The following is a 16337-nucleotide window of genomic DNA, read 5'->3' as shown; positions in this document are numbered from 1 at the left end:
CAAAATGTCTAATCCATTGGAAAAGGCGGAGGTCGTCTCTATAGAGACCACAGATGGATGGGAGCTTAAAACGTATCATTTTGGTGCGAAGGGAGAGCTTCCCCCAAGATCAACGATTTTGGTATTACCGGCTATGGGCTCTCATGCCCGGCCCGCCCGTTATATGGCTGAATATCTTTCAAGTCAGGGACATGCCGTTTTGGCACTCGATCTCAGGGGGCATGGGCAAAGCTTGCCAAAGCCTACGCGGGGCGTTGATTACGGTTTTGATGATTTTCTGCAAAAAGATATTCCTGCTGCCCTTAGCTGGATGAAAGATCAATATCCGGATACACCCGTTTTTATTTTGGGGCATAGTTTAGGTGGAATACTGGGTGAAATATTTGGTGCTGAAAATGAGGGTGCGGTAAATGGGGTTATCACCCTAACCACATCAAATTTGAGCGCGCGGGTTCTTGGCCGAAAATCCCTTCTTCTCTTTGTTCCATTTCTCATGATTTCAAAGGTGCTGGGGTATCTTCCAGGGCAACATCTTGGCTGGGGAAATCCGATTTCCAAAACACAAGTAAAGGATTGGGCAGGTTGGGGTATCCGAAACCGGTTACATGGAACAGATGGCCGATTACTTGAACCTGTCTTGGCGAAGAGCCTGACCCCAATGCTCTGTATCGGATTTTCAGATGACCTGAAGCTGGCACCACCGCATACCACGGAAGCCTTCGCTGGATTATTTCCAGTTGGCCATACACAACATCGCACGATCACTCCAGAAGAAGCAGGTGCGCAAAAGCTTGGCCATATGGAGCATTTGAGAAATAGTCACTATGCATGGCAGCAGATATCTGACTGGATTAACGTCCAAAGCAAACCGTGACTGCAGAAAATTGGGCGCAAACACCAAAAGCCGCTTTCCGGCGAACCGGAGCGGCTTTGACATTTTTTACTGGAGGGCCGTAAGGCCTTAGCAGAAAAGCTTAGCTTAAGCTTCCCGCTGAGCGCGTTTACGAGCCAGCTTGCGAGCGCGACGAACGGCTTCAGCTTTCTGGCGGGCGCGTTTTTCAGATGGCTTCTCGTAAGCACCACGGAGTTTCAGCTCACGGAAGATGCCTTCCCGTTGCATTTTCTTTTTCAGGGCGCGAAGCGCTTGGTCGACATTGTTGTCGCGAACATGTACCTGCACAGCTAACAGTGCTCCTATCTAAGTCAAATGTGATTAATTCTGTTCACAAAGTGGCGCGTTAGTAACACGACCTCTTCCCCTTGTGAAGTGTTAACAGCTATATTTTATCAAACTATGCAAAGAAAATGCAAATTTGCACCTGTTAGAGAGTATGAAAACGTGGAAATTGTAGCAAAACCAATTCTGAAAATGGGAAATCCAAAGCTTCGTGGGCTTGCGAAGGAGGTGAAGATTCCTGTTCCTGATGAGATTCGCGATTTGGTTGAAGTGATGAAGCTGAGTATGGATGCAGCTGGAGGGGTTGGTTTGGCTGCGCCTCAAATTGGAGTTGACCAGAGAGTCGTGATCTTTGAAGTGCCGTCTGCCAGAATTGCTGAAGAGGATGGCCTTGAAGATGCCGGGGTTCCGCAAACAGTGTTGATTAATCCTGTGATCACGCCTCTGACTAAAGACATGGCGATCGGCTGGGAGGGTTGTCTTTCGGTTCCGGGGTTGCGTGGTCTGGTTCCCCGTTATACCCGTATAAATTATCGAGGCTACTCACTGGACGGAGAGCTGATCGATCGGGATGTGGAGGGATTTCATGCTCGCGTAGTTCAGCATGAAGTAGACCATTTGGATGGGATCCTATACCCTGAGCGGATGACGGATATGACTCAACTGGTTTATCAGTCAGAAATGCTCGAATATATGGAAAGCTTGGCTTAACACACGACGGGAGTAAGGCACGGAAATGACAGTCACACCTGACAAAGACACAATCCTGAATGCGGTTCTGGACCATGTGATGTTTGATGGCTGGTCAAGCAAAGCTATTTCCCATGCCGCTAAAGACCTAAATATTGATCCTTTCTTTATTGATGAGTTGTTTCCAAAAGGGCCGCTTGATCTAATCTGCTATTTTGTGGAGCGGGCTGATGATCAAATGGAAGAAGAGCTTGCCAGGCGTAATGTCCAGGACATGAAAATCAGGGAAAGAATAACGCTGGCAGTTCGTATTAGGCTTGAGCTTTATGCACCCTATAAAGAAGCAATTCGAAATGCACTGACGTTGCTTGCCTTGCCACAAAATGCCGCTCTGGCCCTTAAACTGACAAACGGTACAGTCAGCCGAATGTGGCATGCGACGGGAGATCGGTCTGCTGATTTTAGCTATTATACCAAGCGTCTCACCTTATCGGCTGTTTATGGTTCTACACTTTTATATTGGCTGGATGATCACTCAGAAGATCATCATAAAACCTGGGAATTTCTGGATCGGCGTATTGAAAATGTCATGCAGTTTGAAACCTGCAAGTTCAAGGCAAAATCGTTTTTTGCGAAAAAACCACAAGGCCCGGATTTTCCATCGCCAGCCCGGTTTTTCCGAAATTTGGGAGCGCGCTAGTTCTCGATAAAATCTCATAAAAAGCTCTAATGGCTGAATAATCAGGAAAGAATAATGCTGACAAATAAAATTATCCTGGTCACAGACGCAACACACTTTATTGGAAAACCGGGAATTTCAGCCTTGCTACGAGATGGGGCGACTGTTTATGCGCAGGACGCTTCATTTATTGAAAGTTCGGCTCGCACAGATTTTGAAAAACTTGTGCCGGGCGTTCACGCACTTGCTGCGCAAGAGCCATCGCAGGTTGTCGCCGAGGTTCTGGATAAAGCAGGGTGGTTGGATGTGCTCATCAACAATGATGCCTACCCGGCAGTGAAAGCCGCTGTCGAAGACGTTGATATGGACGAGTTTCGCAAAATGCTGGATGCCTTGCTTGTCAGGGGTATGGATTACGCGAAACAGGTCACTCCTCATATGAAATCTCAAGGAAGCGGTAAGATTATTTTTGTTTCGTCCGCTGCTCCTAAACACGGAATACCAAACTATTCGATGTATGTGGCCGCACGCGGTGGTGCGAACGCATTAGCGGTTACCTTGGCCAAGGAACTCGGCAAGTCTGGAATTCAGGTGAATGCACTGGCGCCCAATTTTATTGAAAGCCCGACCTATTTCCCAAAAGAGCTGATTGAAAACGAAGAGACCTTAAAGAAGATTACAAAGCCGATCCCTCTTGGGCGTCTTGGTAAGCCGGAAGAGGCTGGTGATTATCTAGCTTTTCTGGCGTCTGACCGGTCAAACTATATTACTGGTCAGGTCCTCTATCTTGCAGGGGGCTGGGCTTGAAGCCCAGGACTTTAAGCTTTCGGCTTAGTGTCTAGCGGAAACAGGCGTGTGACATGGCCCATTTTACGGCCCTCTCTCGCTTCAGCCTTACCATATAAATGCAGGCTCATTTCCGGATGATTCAGGATTTCCTGCCAGTGATCGATATCATGACCAATTAGGTTCCGCATAACGGCATTGGAGTGGCGTTCAGGTGAGGCAAGAGGGAGACCCGCTGCCGCCCGGATGCTTTGCTTGAACTGGCTCGTCACACAAGCTTCGATCGTCCAGTGGCCAGAATTATGCGGGCGAGGAGCAAGTTCATTGACCAGAACATCACCCTCATTGGTTACAAACATTTCAACAGCGATCAGACCCACAAGATCCAAGTTGTCAGCGATTTTGGCCGCAAGTTCAGTGGCATGCTTTGAAACAACCTTCATAATGTCTGCGGGCGCCAGCGTGATATCCAGTATGTGATTTTTGTGGCGGTTTTCGACAGGGACGTAGGTCTCAATATTGCCTTGAATATCACGAGCCACGATAACTGAAATTTCCAGGTCGAATGGGACAAAGCCTTCCAGGATTGATGGATGTCCATTGACGGCTTCCCATGCTTCATCAATCTGGGTGCCATTGGTGATTTTAAACTGCCCCTTGCCGTCATATCCAAATCGACGGGTTTTCAAGACAGCTGGAGTACCAATTCGCTCAATCGCTTTCCCGAGATCAGTCAGATTTTCTACATTGGCGAAAGGGGCCGTTGGAACGCCTAGACTATTGAGGAAGCTTTTCTCAATAAAGCGGTCCTGGCTGGTTTCCAGAACTTTACGCCCGGGACGGACAGGAACAATCTTTTCCAGAACCTTCAGAGTTTCGGAAGGGATGTTCTCAAACTCTAGGGTTACAACGTCTACGTCAGTTGCAAATTTCTTCAAGGCTTCAGTATCTGTGTACTCGGCAACTGTGGAATAAGTCGAGACTTGTGCGGCAGGTGCATCTGGGTCCTGTCCATATATATGGGTTTTATACCCAAGTTCTGCTGCCGCGAGCGCCATCATCCGGCCAAGCTGACCATCTCCCAGAATGCCAATGGTGTGTCCAGGTGCAATCGTTGTCATGAGCTTTCCTTATTCAGGCTGATCGACAGGTTCAATCGCAACGGCGTCTGTTTGCCTTTGGCGCCAGCTATCGATTGCAGTTGCTGTTTCAGGATTGGTCAGCGCTAAAATCTGTGCAGCAAAGAGGGCGGCGTTAATGGCACCTGCTTTGCCGATAGCAAGTGTCCCAACAGGAACGCCACCTGGCATCTGAACAATCGACAAAAGGCTATCCATCCCTTTTAGGGCCTTGCTTTCAATGGGAACACCAAGAACCGGGAGCGGGGTCATGGATGCAGCCATGCCCGGCAAATGCGCTGCGCCGCCTGCGCCCGCAATGATAACATTGATGCCACGACTTTTAGCCGATTTAGCATATTCGAAAAGGCGATCAGGTGTGCGATGGGCGGAGACTATTTTCTTCTCAAAAACAACGCCAAGTTCAGCCAGTGTATCTGCGGCATGTTTCATAATCGGCCAGTCGGATTGGCTGCCCATGATAATTCCGACTTGTGCCCCAGTTTCTGTCATCTTGTCCGTCCAATTATTTAACGAATTTACCCATTGCAGAATGAAGCCCGGATTATAGGCAGGGCGAAAATTTTGGCAAGGAAAGCCTCACAAAAGAGAATGTTCTGAATTTATTAACGATATATACAATTTTTGCATTTAGAAGAGAGGCAACTTACATAGAGTTTAGTTATTTTTATTGTAGCTGGATTAGTTAATGAAGATTGGGTCTACAGGGCGGCCAACAAGTAGCGCCCCGACAAGAAAAGCCACGGGTACTTCCTCTGCACAAGCAGCGGCGGCTTATGGTGGTGTTGCACCTGCACGAAATATTCAGGACACAACCGCCATTATGGGAATTCCGGAAGCTGAACTGACCCCCAAAGTCCGCGACGCGATTATGTCTTTGATGGCTGAAGTCGATCACCTTAGAAAATCGATTGAAGGTATTAATAAGCGGCTTGCAGAGGCCGAGAAGTTAGCGGACCAGGATCCATTGCTTCCCATCTACAATCGACGTGCTTTTGTTCGAGAAATGACCAGAACCCAGGCTCTGGTTGAACGTTATGGTGAAAAAGCCAGCTTGATTTACATCGATTTGAACGGCTTTAAAGGAATTAATGACAATTTTGGTCACCAGGCTGGGGATTATGTCCTAAGTGAGATGGCAGCGAGACTTGTCAAAAGTGTTCGGGAATCTGATGTTGTTGGTCGGCTTGGCGGTGACGAGTTTGGTTTGATCCTGTCTCAAGCCGGTCCAGAGCAGGCAATGGCGCTGGCCACGAGATTGCCGATAGAGCTGGAGAGAAATCCCATTTTTTGGGAAGGTCAAAAGATGGATGTAGGATTGGCCTACGGAATTGTGCCAGTGGAAGCTCATCTTCATCCTGAAGAAGTGCTGACCGATGCTGATAGCAAGATGTATAAGCAGAAGAGAGAAGCCAAATCAGGTGGCTGATTGGGTCGTTCTCTAGGCGATTATATCTGGCAGCAGCGCATTTTGCGTTACAAAGATCTGATCCTTTAAAATCAGCTTTCGTTTTTTCAGTCGTTGCAGTTGAAGACTATTGAAGTTGCCTGATTGCACAAGGGCATCAATGGCTGAATCCAAATCACGATGTTCATCTTGTAGTTCGACGAGACGTTGTCTCAGCACTTCCTGATCGTCTACCACTGTCATTCTGTTGCCAATCCGATATTCCGTATGGGGATGGACGTTATCCGTACATTCTTTCAGATTAAACGCCAAAGCAATTGTAACATTTTTTTGGAGGTCGGACTAGCTTTCTTCGCTGAAAACGATTTCTATAACTTCCAGAAGAAATCAGGAGAAGACACGGATATTGCATGAAAGAGCCATCTGAAATAGCCGGTTTTGACGAGTTTTGGCAATATTGCTTGCGCCTATATGACAGTGAAGGTGTCAAGGAGGCTGTACTTAAACTGCAAGATCAACTGGAGCTGGATGTTTGTGTCTTGTTGTTCGCATGCTGGTCAGCCAATCAATCTGCTGGTGGCTGGAATGTTGAGCAATTAAAAAGAATCAAATCGGTTATTCATAATTGGCAATATCCAGTCGTTTCTGAGATTAGGAAGGTTCGAACTTTTTTGAAGGAAAGTGAGCTGGCTTCTATCCCTCATTCAGTTTGCTCTGAGCTGAGAACTCAGCTTTTGCAGTTGGAGTTAGAAGCTGAGAAGGCGGAGCTGCATAGCCTCTTCTTGATTTTGGCTGAAACAGAAAGGGATGATACTGAAGTTGCGTCCTTGCAGTGTCAGGTCGTTGTGGCTGAAAAGAACATACTGGCTGCGCATGGTCTAGAACCGGATCATGGCTTGAAGCACATGCGGCCAGCATTCCAAGTCTTATTCGCCTCAGCGTTTGAGGTTTCCCAGGATGAGGTTGCGGGTATTTTCGAACGCCTCTGAATTTCTAGCCTTTTAGTCCCGACCAGCGAACTGAAAGCTCATTCTCAATCTGTAATAAATCGAGAACTCTACCAACAGAATGATTCACGATGTCGTCGATTGTTTTAGGGTTTGTATAAAACGCTGGAACAGGCGGCGCAATAACGGCACCTAAGTCAGACAAGGTCGCCAGGTTTCGCAGGTGCCCTGAATGAAGTGGTGTCTCCCGCAGCATTAAGATCAGCTTTCGCCGCTCTTTTAAAACGACATCTGCTGCTCTGGTTAACAGAGAGCTAGTCGTCCCCGTAGCGATTTCCGACATTGAACGAATGGAGCAGGGGGCAATGACCATGCCAGCGTTTTGAAAAGAGCCTGATGCAATCGCTGCACCAATATCTGCAGCCTTATACGATTCAGTTGCCAGTGCACGAAGCTCTGAAGAGCTCATACCTGTCTCGTGTGAAATTGTAATCTCTGCCGCTTTGCTAATAACGAGATGCGTTTCAATTTCCAGCATTTTACAGGCTTCTAAAAGCCTTATACCGTAGATTGCGCCAGAGGCTCCTGTAATGCCGATGATTAGTTTATTTTTTCCCATAGACCTTCTTTCGGCAGAAAAATGAATTAGAGGCAATCTTTCAAATGATTTTTGCTTCATAATTTTGTAATATAGAGTTTCATTCCTATATGAGGGAGTGAAGCTTTTTCTATTAAAGGAGAAAAAATATGAGCACAACTGAGTATGTCGCACAGCTAACGGAAAAGCATCACAGAATTGAGGAGGAAATCCAATCTGAAATGACACATCCATCAGCTGACCCCATGCATATTACTGAGCTCAAAAAAGAAAAACTCCGATTGAAAGAAAAAATACAGAGGTTGTCCTCATAGATAAAAATTAAATCCCTAATTGATTACGAGAATGCGCCGAGAGATTTCGGCGCATTTTTTATTGGCAGGATCGTTGCCGACTTCTTGATCAAATCAAAAGTGACTACTTAAATATGTGCTCTAACTTGATGAAAAACAGTGCAAATATAAGGCTCAATTTGTATGATTTTTTGCGTTGGTTTTGGAACGGGATTTTCCGCACTCGTCAAGTCATTTTTTTGTAATTTTTCCACTACAATTTGTTGACGGCCCCGTGATAGTCATACAATATGTAGTGGTTTTGTAGGGAAAAGCATATTTTCGAAAATCGTCTATATGTCGACGCTTTCGAACGTTTTTCGAGTTCATTTCACTACAGTTTCAAGTCAGGCAACCCAGGGGGATGACGCATGTTGGATACGGTCGATATGTTAACGGATGTTGTGCAGGTTAAAAACGGCGCAAGGGTTCATATTGACCATAGTCGGGATGAACTGCTGACAGACTTTGGAAAGGCCGTTTTGAAAGACCGCTACCTGCTGCCTGATGAAAGCTTTCAGGATCTGTTTGGCCGGGTTGCCAGTGCCTATGGTGAAGGCGATGAGCATGCACAGCGGATCTATGATTACATCAGCAATCTTTGGTTCATGCCTTCCACACCTGTCCTCAGTAATGGAGGAAGTACTCGTGGCTTGCCGATTTCCTGTTTCCTAAACGAGTCTGATGACAGTCTGCATAGTATTGTAGACCTTTGGACAGAAAACGTTTGGCTCGCTTCCAAAGGGGGTGGGATCGGAAGTTACTGGGGTAACTTGCGGTCAATCGGCGAGGGTGTTGGTGCAGTTGGCAAAACATCCGGTGTTGTACCGTTTATTCGGGTTATGGACAGTCTGACACTTGCGATTAGTCAGGGGTCCCTTCGTCGGGGATCGGCTGCTGTGTATCTGCCAATTAGCCACCCTGAGATTGAAGAGTTTATTGAGATCCGCCGCCCAACAGGTGGTGATCCGAACCGGAAAACACCAAATCTGCATCACGGTATTCTTGTTTCAGATGATTTTATGCGGGCTGTTGAACATGACGAAGAATGGGGGCTGACCAGCCCTAAAGATGGATCCGTTGTCCGTAAAGTAAGTGCCCGTAGCCTGTGGATCCGTTTGTTGACTGCCCGTGTTGAAACGGGTGAGCCATATATCATTTTCAATGACCGGGTAAACTCATTGGTGCCAGAGCATCACAAGTTGGCGGGCCTCAGCGTAAAAACCTCAAACCTTTGTGCAGAGATTACATTGCCCACTGGTAAGGATCATCTGGGTGTCGACCGGACCGCCGTTTGCTGCCTGTCGTCTCTTAATCTTGAAAATTACGACAAATGGGAGAAAGAGGAAGGCTTTATTGAGGATGTGATGTTGTTCCTTGATAACGTTCTTCAGGACTTCATTGATCGGGCGCCAGATGAAATGGAACGCGCGCGATATGCCGCCATGCGGGAGCGGAGCGTTGGTCTTGGCGTGATGGGTTTCCATTCCTTCCTGCAGGCCAAACGGGTTCCAATGGAAAGCGTAATGGCTAAAGTCTGGAATAACCGTATTTTCAGCCATATTAAAGAAAAGGCTGACGCGGCGTCTAAGTCCTTGGCGGATCTTCGGGGAGCGTGTCCTGATGCAGCCGATTATGGCTTCAACGAGCGGTTTTCGAATAAGACAGCTATTGCCCCGACAGCTTCCATTTCCATCATTTGCGGTGGCGCAAGCCCTGGAATTGAGCCTGCGGCTGCCAACAGCTATACACACAAAACCCTGTCCGGCTCATTCAATGTGCGAAACCCACATTTGAAGCGCTTGCTGGCGGAAAAAGACCAGGATAACGAAGATGTTTGGTCCTCCATCACTGTAAATGAAGGATCTGTACAGCACCTTGATTTCCTTGATGACCTGGAAAAAGATGTTTTCAAGACGGCTTTTGAACTTGACCAGCGGTGGATCATTGAGCTTGCAGCAGATCGCACGCCTATGATTGACCAGTCTCAATCTGTGAACGTGTTCTTGGCAGGTAATGTTCACAAGCGGGATCTGCATCAAATCCATTGGCAGGCATGGAAGCAAGGCATGAAGAGCCTTTATTATTGCCGTTCCAAGTCTGTTCAGCGGGCTGAAGTCGTTGCGACAAAGGAAAGCATTCCGGATAGCCTGAAAGATCTTGTAGATGGCAAAATGGCCAAGCCTAAACTGGATGTGGTCGGGGAGACGGCTGAAGCTGTTGACTACGAAGAATGCTTGGCCTGCCAGTAACCCAAATATCAATCTATAAAACTAGAAGTTAATACCGACATGTCTTTGCTGGATGCAAAACCGATCTATAAGCCGTTTTCCTATCCCTGGTGCTACGACGCCTGGTTGATGCAGCAACAGATCCATTGGTTGCCGGAAGAAGTTCCGCTCGCCGATGATGTGAAAGATTGGCATAAAACGCTATCAGATGATGAACGGCATCTGCTGACCCAGATCTTCCGGTTTTTCACCCAATCCGACATTGAGGTGAATAACTGCTACATGCGTCATTACACCCGGGTGTTCCAACCGACTGAGGTGCAAATGATGCTGGCCGCTTTTTCCAACATGGAAACGGTTCATATTGCGGCCTATTCCCATCTGCTTGATACCATCGGCATGCCAGAGACTGAGTACTCAGCCTTCCTCAAGTACAAGGAGATGAAGGACAAGTACGATTACATGCAGCAATTTAACGTGGATAATCTGCGTGAGGTTGCCAAGACTCTGGCTGTATTTGGTGCCTTTACAGAAGGCCTGCAACTTTTTGCCAGCTTTGCCATCTTGTTGAATTTTCCGCGGCATGGAAAAATGAAAGGGATGGGGCAGATTGTAACCTGGTCGGTTCGCGATGAAACCCTCCATTGCAATTCCATCATCAAGCTATTCAAGACTTTTGTGTCGGAAAATCCAGAAATCTGGACTGAGGATTTTGTTCAGGAGCTCTATAAAACATGCCGGGAAATTGTTTCCCACGAGGATGCGTTTATTGATCTGGCTTTCGGTCAGGGTGATATCGAGGGTCTGACAGCGGATGAAATCAAATCCTACATTCGCTATATTGCAGATCGTCGTCTAACCCAATTGTCGCTTGAGCCGATTTACCATATCGAGAAAAACCCGCTTCCTTGGCTGGATGCGATCCTGAACGCAGTAGAGCACACCAATTTCTTTGAAAACCGTGCGACCGAATATTCTAAAGCGGCAACGCAAGGATCCTGGGAAGAAGTTTGGTAGGATCTAAGCCTCTCTGTTCATAAAATTCTAAGGCCTGTAGGTGACCCTTCAGGCCTTTTTCTTTGTTCATTTCAACTATCATGCATGAATAAATGATTGACCTTACCCAAGGGTTCCTTTTTAGTATTGGGTAATGTTTCCCACCAAAATCAAAAACATAGGGAAGCATCCATAATAAAAATAAGAAAATAATAGGGAGCTAAATCTATGAATAACCCCATGGCTCTGGATGGGCATAATATTATCGTGACCGGTGCGGCCCAAGGTATTGGTGAGGCCGTTTCAAGACTAATTGTTGAGCTTGGCGGTAAGGCAATTCTTGTAGATATGCAGGCGGATAAGCTTGAGGCTTTGGCCAGTGATTTAGGTGCAGGGAATGCGGATATCCATGTGGGTTCGGTTGCAGAACCTGGATTTGTTCAGAAGATGGTTGATCAGTCTGTCGCGGCAAATGGGGCAGTTCATGGGTTGGTGAATAACGCTGGTATTGTGCGCGCTGCCATGGCGATTAAAATGCCGATCCAGACTTGGCAGGACGTGATTGATGTTAATCTTTCAGGTGTTTTTTACTGTCTGCAAGCCGTTGGCCGGCACATGTATGAGCGGGCAGAATCTGGTGACACAGCACCTTCTTCCATCGTCAATATTTCCTCAGACGCTGGTCGCCGCGGAACGATCGGCCAGATTAACTACGGTGCTGCAAAATCCGGTGTTCTGGGGCTGACGATGAGTGCGGCTCGCGAATGGGCGGCAAAGCAGGTGCGTGTGAACTCCATCTGTTTTGGCGTTGTGGAAACAGAAATGACGGAAACCATTCGGTCAGATAAATTCCGTGATGGAGTAATGGCGCAAATTCCGATGAAGCGTTTCTCCAATCCGGAAGAAGTATCCCAGCCGGTTTGCTTCCTGCTTTCTCAGGCATCCAGTTACATCACGGGTCAACATCTATCTGTCAATGGTGGGTATACCATCGGCGTCTAGACTTCCTGTGCCCCACATTGACCTTATCGATAGTCGTGCCAGGAGTAAGAGATGAGCATAGTTTTAAACGAGCAACAACAGCAAATTCGAGAGAGTATTCTCAGGATTTGTCAGCAGTTTGATGACGATTATTGGTTAGCCCGTGACACTGATGGCAAATTTCCGGAGGAATTTTGTCAGGCGATTGTTGATGAGGGCTATATGGGCATAGCCATGCCTGAAGAATATGGTGGCAGCGGCCTTGGGATTTCAGATGCCGCTGTTATGGCCCAAGCTATTACTGAGTCAGGAGCTGCGAACGCTGGTTTTGCAGCCCTGATTATCGGAATTTTCGGACTGAATCCCGTCGTTGTTTTCGGCACGGATGAGCAAAAGAAGAAATGGCTTCCCCCCGTGATTAAGCGGGAAGATGTAGCGTGTTTCGCAGTAACTGAGCCGAATACGGGATTGGATACAACACGGCTAAAAACGAAAGCAACACTTTCAGGTGACTATTATATTGTTAAGGGCCACAAGATCTGGACCTCAACAGCGCTTCGCGCCAACAAGATGCTATTGATTGCCCGCACCAAGCCAGAGGAAGAAACCAAACGGCCTATTGATGGCTTATCCCTTTTTTATACGGACCTAAATAGGGACTATGTGGATATTCGGCCAATCGAAAAGATGGGCCGAAAATGTGTTGATTCCAATGAAATGTTTATTGATGACTTGCCAATTCCCAAAGACCATTTAATCGGTGAGGAAGGCAAAGGGTTTCGATACCTGCTGCATGGACTGAATGCGGAAAGGATTCTGATTTCTGCCTCGATGGTGGGGCTTGGTCGTGCAGCGCTCGACAAGGCAGCGAAATATGCGCGCGAACGGGTTGTATTTGGGCGGCCTATTGGTCAGAACCAATCGATCCAACATCCTCTCGCAGAAAGTTGGGCAGAGCTGGAAGCGGCTAATCTGATGGCCTTCACTGCTGCGCGAATGTATGACGAAGGGCAGGAATGTGGACTGCAAGCCAATGCTGCTAAGTATCTGGCAGCGGAAGCGGCTTTCAAGGCATGTACAAATGCGGTCATGACCCATGGGGGAATGGGATATGCCAAGGAGTTCCACGTAGAGAGATATCTTCGGGAATGTCTGATCCACCGATTGGCGCCCATTAGCCCCCAATTATTGCTGAGCTATCTAGCGGAAAATGCGCTGGATCTGCCAAAGTCTTACTGAGAAGAATAATCCCCTCCCAATAACAAGAAAACAAGAGGAGTAAAATGACAAGATCTTGCAAAGCCTATATCGCGGGGGTGTATGAACATCCCACCCGCAAGGCGACAGATAAAACACTTACGCAGCTTCATGCTGAGGTGGCGATCGGCGCGTTGAAAGATGCCGGCCTGACCATGAAGGACGTGGACGGATATTTTTGTGACAGTACGGTGCCAGGTCTGGGCGGCCTTGTGATGGCGGAATATCTGGGATTGGATCTCAGCTATATTGATACGACAGAAACCGGTGGGTCTTCCTATCTGGTTCATGTTGGTCATGCCATGCGTGCCATTGCTGAAGGCAAATGTAACGTGGCACTGATTACCCTCGCAGGCCGGCCACGGGCGGAAGGGCTGACTTCCTTGCCCGCAAGGGATACAGGGAATGATGCACCTGAGCGGGGATTTGAACTTTCTTATGGGCCTGCTGTTACGAACCTCTACGCCATGGCGGCCATGCGCCACATGTATGAATTTGGCACGACCAGTGAACAGCTAGCCTGGATCAAGGTTGCAGCATCTCACCATGCACAGCATAACGAGCACGCGATGCTCCGTGATGTGGTAACCGTCGAGGATGTGGTGAATTCACCGCTGATTGCGGATCCCCTTCATCGATTGGATTGTTGTGTGATCAGTGATGGCGGCGGCGCCCTGGTGGTTGTTTCTCCTGAGATTGCAAAAACCCTGGGTGATCGGAACGTGAAGATCCTGGGACAAGGTGAAGCTGTTAAACATCTAAATGGTGGAAAAATTGATCTGACCTACACAGGGGCAGTGAAGTCTGGGCCGAGCGCTTTCTCAGAAGCCAACTTGAAGCCATCGGATATGGATTATGCCTCCATTTATGACAGCTTTACTATCACGGTTCTGGAAACCATTGAGGATCTTGGGTTCTGTGAAAAAGGGCAAGGCGGTAAATTTGTATCTGACGGGAACCTTATCTCTGGGGTCGGAAAACTTCCCTTCAATACGGACGGCGGCGGTCTTTGTAATAATCATCCAAGTAACCGCGGCGGTATGACAAAAGTGATTGAGGCTGTTCGTCAGCTTCGCGGGGAAGCTCACCCGGCTGTGCAAGTACCAAACTGTGAACTTGCTCTGGCCCATGGAACCGGCGGTCAGATTTCTCAACGCCACGGAAGTGCAACACTGATTTTGGGAAGGAATGACGCATGAGTAGAGAAGAAAGAGTTTATGCCGATCCCAGCATGAATATGGAAAATGAGGAATATTGGAAAGCGACTAAGCAAGGAAAACTGATCCTCAAAAAATGCGATGACTGCGGTGAAACCCATTTTTTCCCGCGCATCATTTGTCCACACTGTCAGAGCAGTAACACGAGCTGGTATGAAGCAAGCGGGAAGGGACGGATTTATTCCTATTCGGTCGTTCGGCGAGCACCTATTCCTTATGCCATTGCTTATGTCACTCTTGATGAAGGGGTGAGTATGCTAACCAACCTAGTGGACTGCGATTTTGATGATCTCGCTGTTGATAAAGAGGTTGAAGTGACATTTCGGGATACAGAAGGCGGCGAGAAACTACCGATGTTTCGCCCAGTATAACTCTGAATATCCGATCTAGGAATATGATGTAATTAAGATGCCGTCACTGGAGATCAGCTTCAGGGCGGCATAATGAATAGGAGACAAATAAGATGTCTGGACTTTATTTTGAGGAGTTTGAAGTCGGGATGGAGTTTCATCACGCCCTGACAAGAACTGTCACTGAGATGGACAATATCATGTTCAGTGCCATGACCCACAATCCTCAGCCGTTGCACTTGGATGAAGAATATTCAAAAGGCACCATGTATGGGCAGCGTATCGTCAATAGCCTTTTTACATTGGGATTGGTCATCGGCGTGACCGTTGCCGACACCACCCTTGGTACGACCCTTGGTAATCTTGGAATGACAGATATCCGGTTTAAGAACCCGGTTTTTCATGGTGATACAATTCGAACTATGACCCGCATCAAGGAAGTCAGGGAGAGCAAGTCGCGCCCGAATGAAGGGATCGTCACATTTGAACATATTGGCTATAATCAGCGGGATGAGGAGGTCTGCTACGTGGTCCGCACAGGTTTGATGAAGAAGAGGCCGGCATGATTATTCGCTCTTGGCTGTTCGTTCCCGGTGACAGTGAAAAGAAAATGGCGAAAGGACGCGAAAATGCTGCGGATGCCTTGATTTTGGACCTGGAAGACTCTGTCTCTGACGATCGGCAAGACATAGCCAGGGAACTGACGCTGGCATTCTTGAAGGCAAATCCCGATAGAAGTCGGCAACAGCTCTGGGTTCGGATCAATCCGTTGGACAGCGACCTATCGCTACCGGATCTCGCTGCGATTATGGGGGGAGCGCCCGATGGGATCGTCATTCCTAAGGTTAAAACGGCCGCCGATATCAACCGGTTAGCGGATTATATCCGGATCCTGGAAATTCGTGAAGGCGTGCCAGAAGGTCAAACCAAGATCCTCTCAGTGGCAACGGAAACCGCTGAGTCGCTCCTGACTTTTCCTACCTATTTGGAAAATGTCACGCCCAGGCTTTCTGCACTCACCTGGGGCGGGGAGGATTTGTCCGCAGCCCTTGGAGCCAGTTCCAACCGGAACCCGGCAACAGGTGGATATGATGATGTGTTTCTCTATGCAAAATCCATGTGCCTGGCGACGGCTCGTGCCGTTGATGCCCAACCTGTCGGCGTGGTCTATGTGGATTTTAGGGACCTGGAAGGACTGGAGGCTGAATGTCTTCGCGATCGCCAAAGCGGATTTATTGGCAAAGCCGCAATCCATCCTGCGCAGTCTGAAGTGATAAATCGGGCATTCACCCCATCCGATGAGGAAATCGAACATGCCCAGAAAGTGGTTCAGGTATTCGAGGATAACCCGGGGCTTGGAACTGTGGGGCTGGATGGGAAGATGCTGGATATGCCCCATCTTAAACAGGCTAGAAATACACTAGAACTTGCCAAGCAGATCGCAGATCGTGGCTAACGACTGAGGGTAAATTGAAGTGCTATATCAGGCGGGCCAAATTGGCTCGCCGTTTCTTTTGTTTGTCGAGTGCCTTGGAAAGAGTTGTTGTCT

The 16337-nt window shown here is 47.9% G+C and carries 20 protein-coding genes; 15 read left to right on the top strand and 5 right to left on the bottom strand.

Going from position 1 to position 16337, the window contains the following annotated elements; genetic code table 11:
- The first annotated feature begins 4 nt into the window (after positions 1–4).
- Positions 5–874, top strand: a complete 870-nt coding sequence (locus HH301_RS14805; protein WP_169569802.1) for an alpha/beta hydrolase family protein — start codon at positions 5–7, stop codon at positions 872–874.
- Positions 875–979: 105 nt separating this feature from the next.
- On the opposite strand, the gene rpsU is transcribed toward HH301_RS14805, so the two are convergent.
- Positions 980–1180, bottom strand: coding sequence for a 30S ribosomal protein S21 (gene rpsU / locus HH301_RS14800; RefSeq protein ID WP_169569801.1), 201 nt, complete (start codon positions 1178–1180; stop codon positions 980–982).
- A 114-nt stretch (positions 1181–1294) separates the two neighbouring features.
- On the opposite strand from rpsU, the gene def reads away from it, so the two are divergent.
- From def to HH301_RS14785, 3 genes are read left to right on the top strand one after another with little or no spacing between them, the layout of a single operon-like run.
- Positions 1295–1888, top strand: coding sequence for a peptide deformylase (def, locus tag HH301_RS14795; protein WP_169569800.1), 594 nt, complete (start codon positions 1295–1297; stop codon positions 1886–1888).
- A gap of 25 nt (positions 1889–1913) precedes the next feature.
- The gene (locus HH301_RS14790) at positions 1914–2567 is read left to right on the top strand and encodes a COQ9 family protein (protein WP_169569799.1); all 654 of its coding nucleotides are present in this window, start codon (positions 1914–1916) and stop codon (positions 2565–2567) included.
- Between the two features lie 54 nt (positions 2568–2621).
- Positions 2622–3353: an SDR family oxidoreductase gene (locus tag HH301_RS14785; RefSeq protein ID WP_169569798.1), complete on the top strand. Its 732-nt coding sequence runs from the start codon at positions 2622–2624 to the stop codon at positions 3351–3353.
- A gap of 11 nt (positions 3354–3364) precedes the next feature.
- Here the strand turns inward: HH301_RS14785 and HH301_RS14780 are convergent, their stop codons facing one another.
- Entirely contained in the window at positions 3365–4453 is a 1089-nt protein-coding gene (locus tag HH301_RS14780; RefSeq protein ID WP_169569797.1) for a 5-(carboxyamino)imidazole ribonucleotide synthase, read from the bottom strand.
- Between the two features lie 9 nt (positions 4454–4462).
- The gene (purE, locus tag HH301_RS14775; RefSeq protein ID WP_169569796.1) at positions 4463–4963 is read right to left on the bottom strand and encodes a 5-(carboxyamino)imidazole ribonucleotide mutase; all 501 of its coding nucleotides are present in this window, start codon (positions 4961–4963) and stop codon (positions 4463–4465) included.
- 196 nt (positions 4964–5159) lie between these two features.
- On the opposite strand from purE, the gene HH301_RS14770 reads away from it, so the two are divergent.
- Positions 5160–5900: a GGDEF domain-containing protein gene (locus HH301_RS14770; protein ID WP_169569795.1), complete on the top strand. Its 741-nt coding sequence runs from the start codon at positions 5160–5162 to the stop codon at positions 5898–5900.
- Positions 5901–5912: 12 nt separating this feature from the next.
- Here HH301_RS14770 and HH301_RS14765 read toward each other — a convergent pair whose 3' ends face one another.
- Positions 5913–6122 (bottom strand): YdcH family protein, encoded by a 210-nt coding sequence (locus HH301_RS14765; protein WP_169569794.1) that lies wholly within the window; start codon positions 6120–6122, stop codon positions 5913–5915.
- 167 nt (positions 6123–6289) lie between these two features.
- On the opposite strand from HH301_RS14765, the gene HH301_RS14760 reads away from it, so the two are divergent.
- Positions 6290–6868, top strand: a complete 579-nt coding sequence (locus HH301_RS14760; RefSeq protein ID WP_169569793.1) for a TIGR02444 family protein — start codon at positions 6290–6292, stop codon at positions 6866–6868.
- 4 nt (positions 6869–6872) lie between these two features.
- Here the strand turns inward: HH301_RS14760 and HH301_RS14755 are convergent, their stop codons facing one another.
- The gene (locus tag HH301_RS14755; protein ID WP_169569792.1) at positions 6873–7445 is read right to left on the bottom strand and encodes a UbiX family flavin prenyltransferase; all 573 of its coding nucleotides are present in this window, start codon (positions 7443–7445) and stop codon (positions 6873–6875) included.
- Between the two features lie 128 nt (positions 7446–7573).
- Between HH301_RS14755 and HH301_RS14750 the strand changes: the two genes are divergently transcribed.
- The 9 genes from HH301_RS14750 (at position 7574) to HH301_RS14710 (ending at position 16244) form a co-directional block, all read left to right on the top strand.
- Positions 7574–7738: a DUF465 domain-containing protein gene (locus HH301_RS14750; RefSeq protein ID WP_169569791.1), complete on the top strand. Its 165-nt coding sequence runs from the start codon at positions 7574–7576 to the stop codon at positions 7736–7738.
- Between the two features lie 389 nt (positions 7739–8127).
- Positions 8128–10008 carry a ribonucleoside-diphosphate reductase subunit alpha gene (locus HH301_RS14745; protein WP_169569790.1) on the top strand — a complete coding sequence of 627 codons (1881 nt, stop codon included), beginning with the start codon at positions 8128–8130 and terminating at the stop codon, positions 10006–10008.
- 39 nt (positions 10009–10047) lie between these two features.
- Entirely contained in the window at positions 10048–11004 is a 957-nt protein-coding gene (locus HH301_RS14740; protein ID WP_169569789.1) for a ribonucleotide-diphosphate reductase subunit beta, read from the top strand.
- A gap of 207 nt (positions 11005–11211) precedes the next feature.
- Positions 11212–11985: an SDR family NAD(P)-dependent oxidoreductase gene (locus tag HH301_RS14735; protein ID WP_169569788.1), complete on the top strand. Its 774-nt coding sequence runs from the start codon at positions 11212–11214 to the stop codon at positions 11983–11985.
- Positions 11986–12036: 51 nt separating this feature from the next.
- Positions 12037–13203, top strand: a complete 1167-nt coding sequence (locus tag HH301_RS14730; protein WP_169569787.1) for an acyl-CoA dehydrogenase family protein — start codon at positions 12037–12039, stop codon at positions 13201–13203.
- A 44-nt stretch (positions 13204–13247) separates the two neighbouring features.
- Positions 13248–14420, top strand: a complete 1173-nt coding sequence (locus HH301_RS14725; RefSeq protein ID WP_169569786.1) for a thiolase domain-containing protein — start codon at positions 13248–13250, stop codon at positions 14418–14420.
- Positions 14417–14809: a Zn-ribbon domain-containing OB-fold protein gene (locus HH301_RS14720; RefSeq protein WP_169569785.1), complete on the top strand. Its 393-nt coding sequence runs from the start codon at positions 14417–14419 to the stop codon at positions 14807–14809. The genes HH301_RS14725 and HH301_RS14720 overlap by 4 nt, the downstream gene beginning before the upstream one ends.
- Before the next feature lie 92 nt (positions 14810–14901).
- Positions 14902–15354, top strand: coding sequence for a MaoC family dehydratase (locus HH301_RS14715; protein ID WP_169569784.1), 453 nt, complete (start codon positions 14902–14904; stop codon positions 15352–15354).
- Complete coding sequence (locus HH301_RS14710; protein ID WP_169569783.1) at positions 15351–16244, top strand: HpcH/HpaI aldolase/citrate lyase family protein; 894 nt, start codon at positions 15351–15353, stop codon at positions 16242–16244. Before HH301_RS14715 ends, HH301_RS14710 begins: the two co-directional genes overlap by 4 nt.
- Positions 16245–16337: the final 93 nt, after the last annotated feature.

The sequence above is a fragment of the Sneathiella limimaris genome (assembly GCF_012932565.1).
Taxonomy (GTDB): Bacteria; Pseudomonadota; Alphaproteobacteria; order Sneathiellales; family Sneathiellaceae; genus Sneathiella; species Sneathiella limimaris.
The sequence above is the reverse complement of the archived record's forward strand: the minus strand, read 5'-3'. Positions and strand labels throughout refer to the sequence as shown.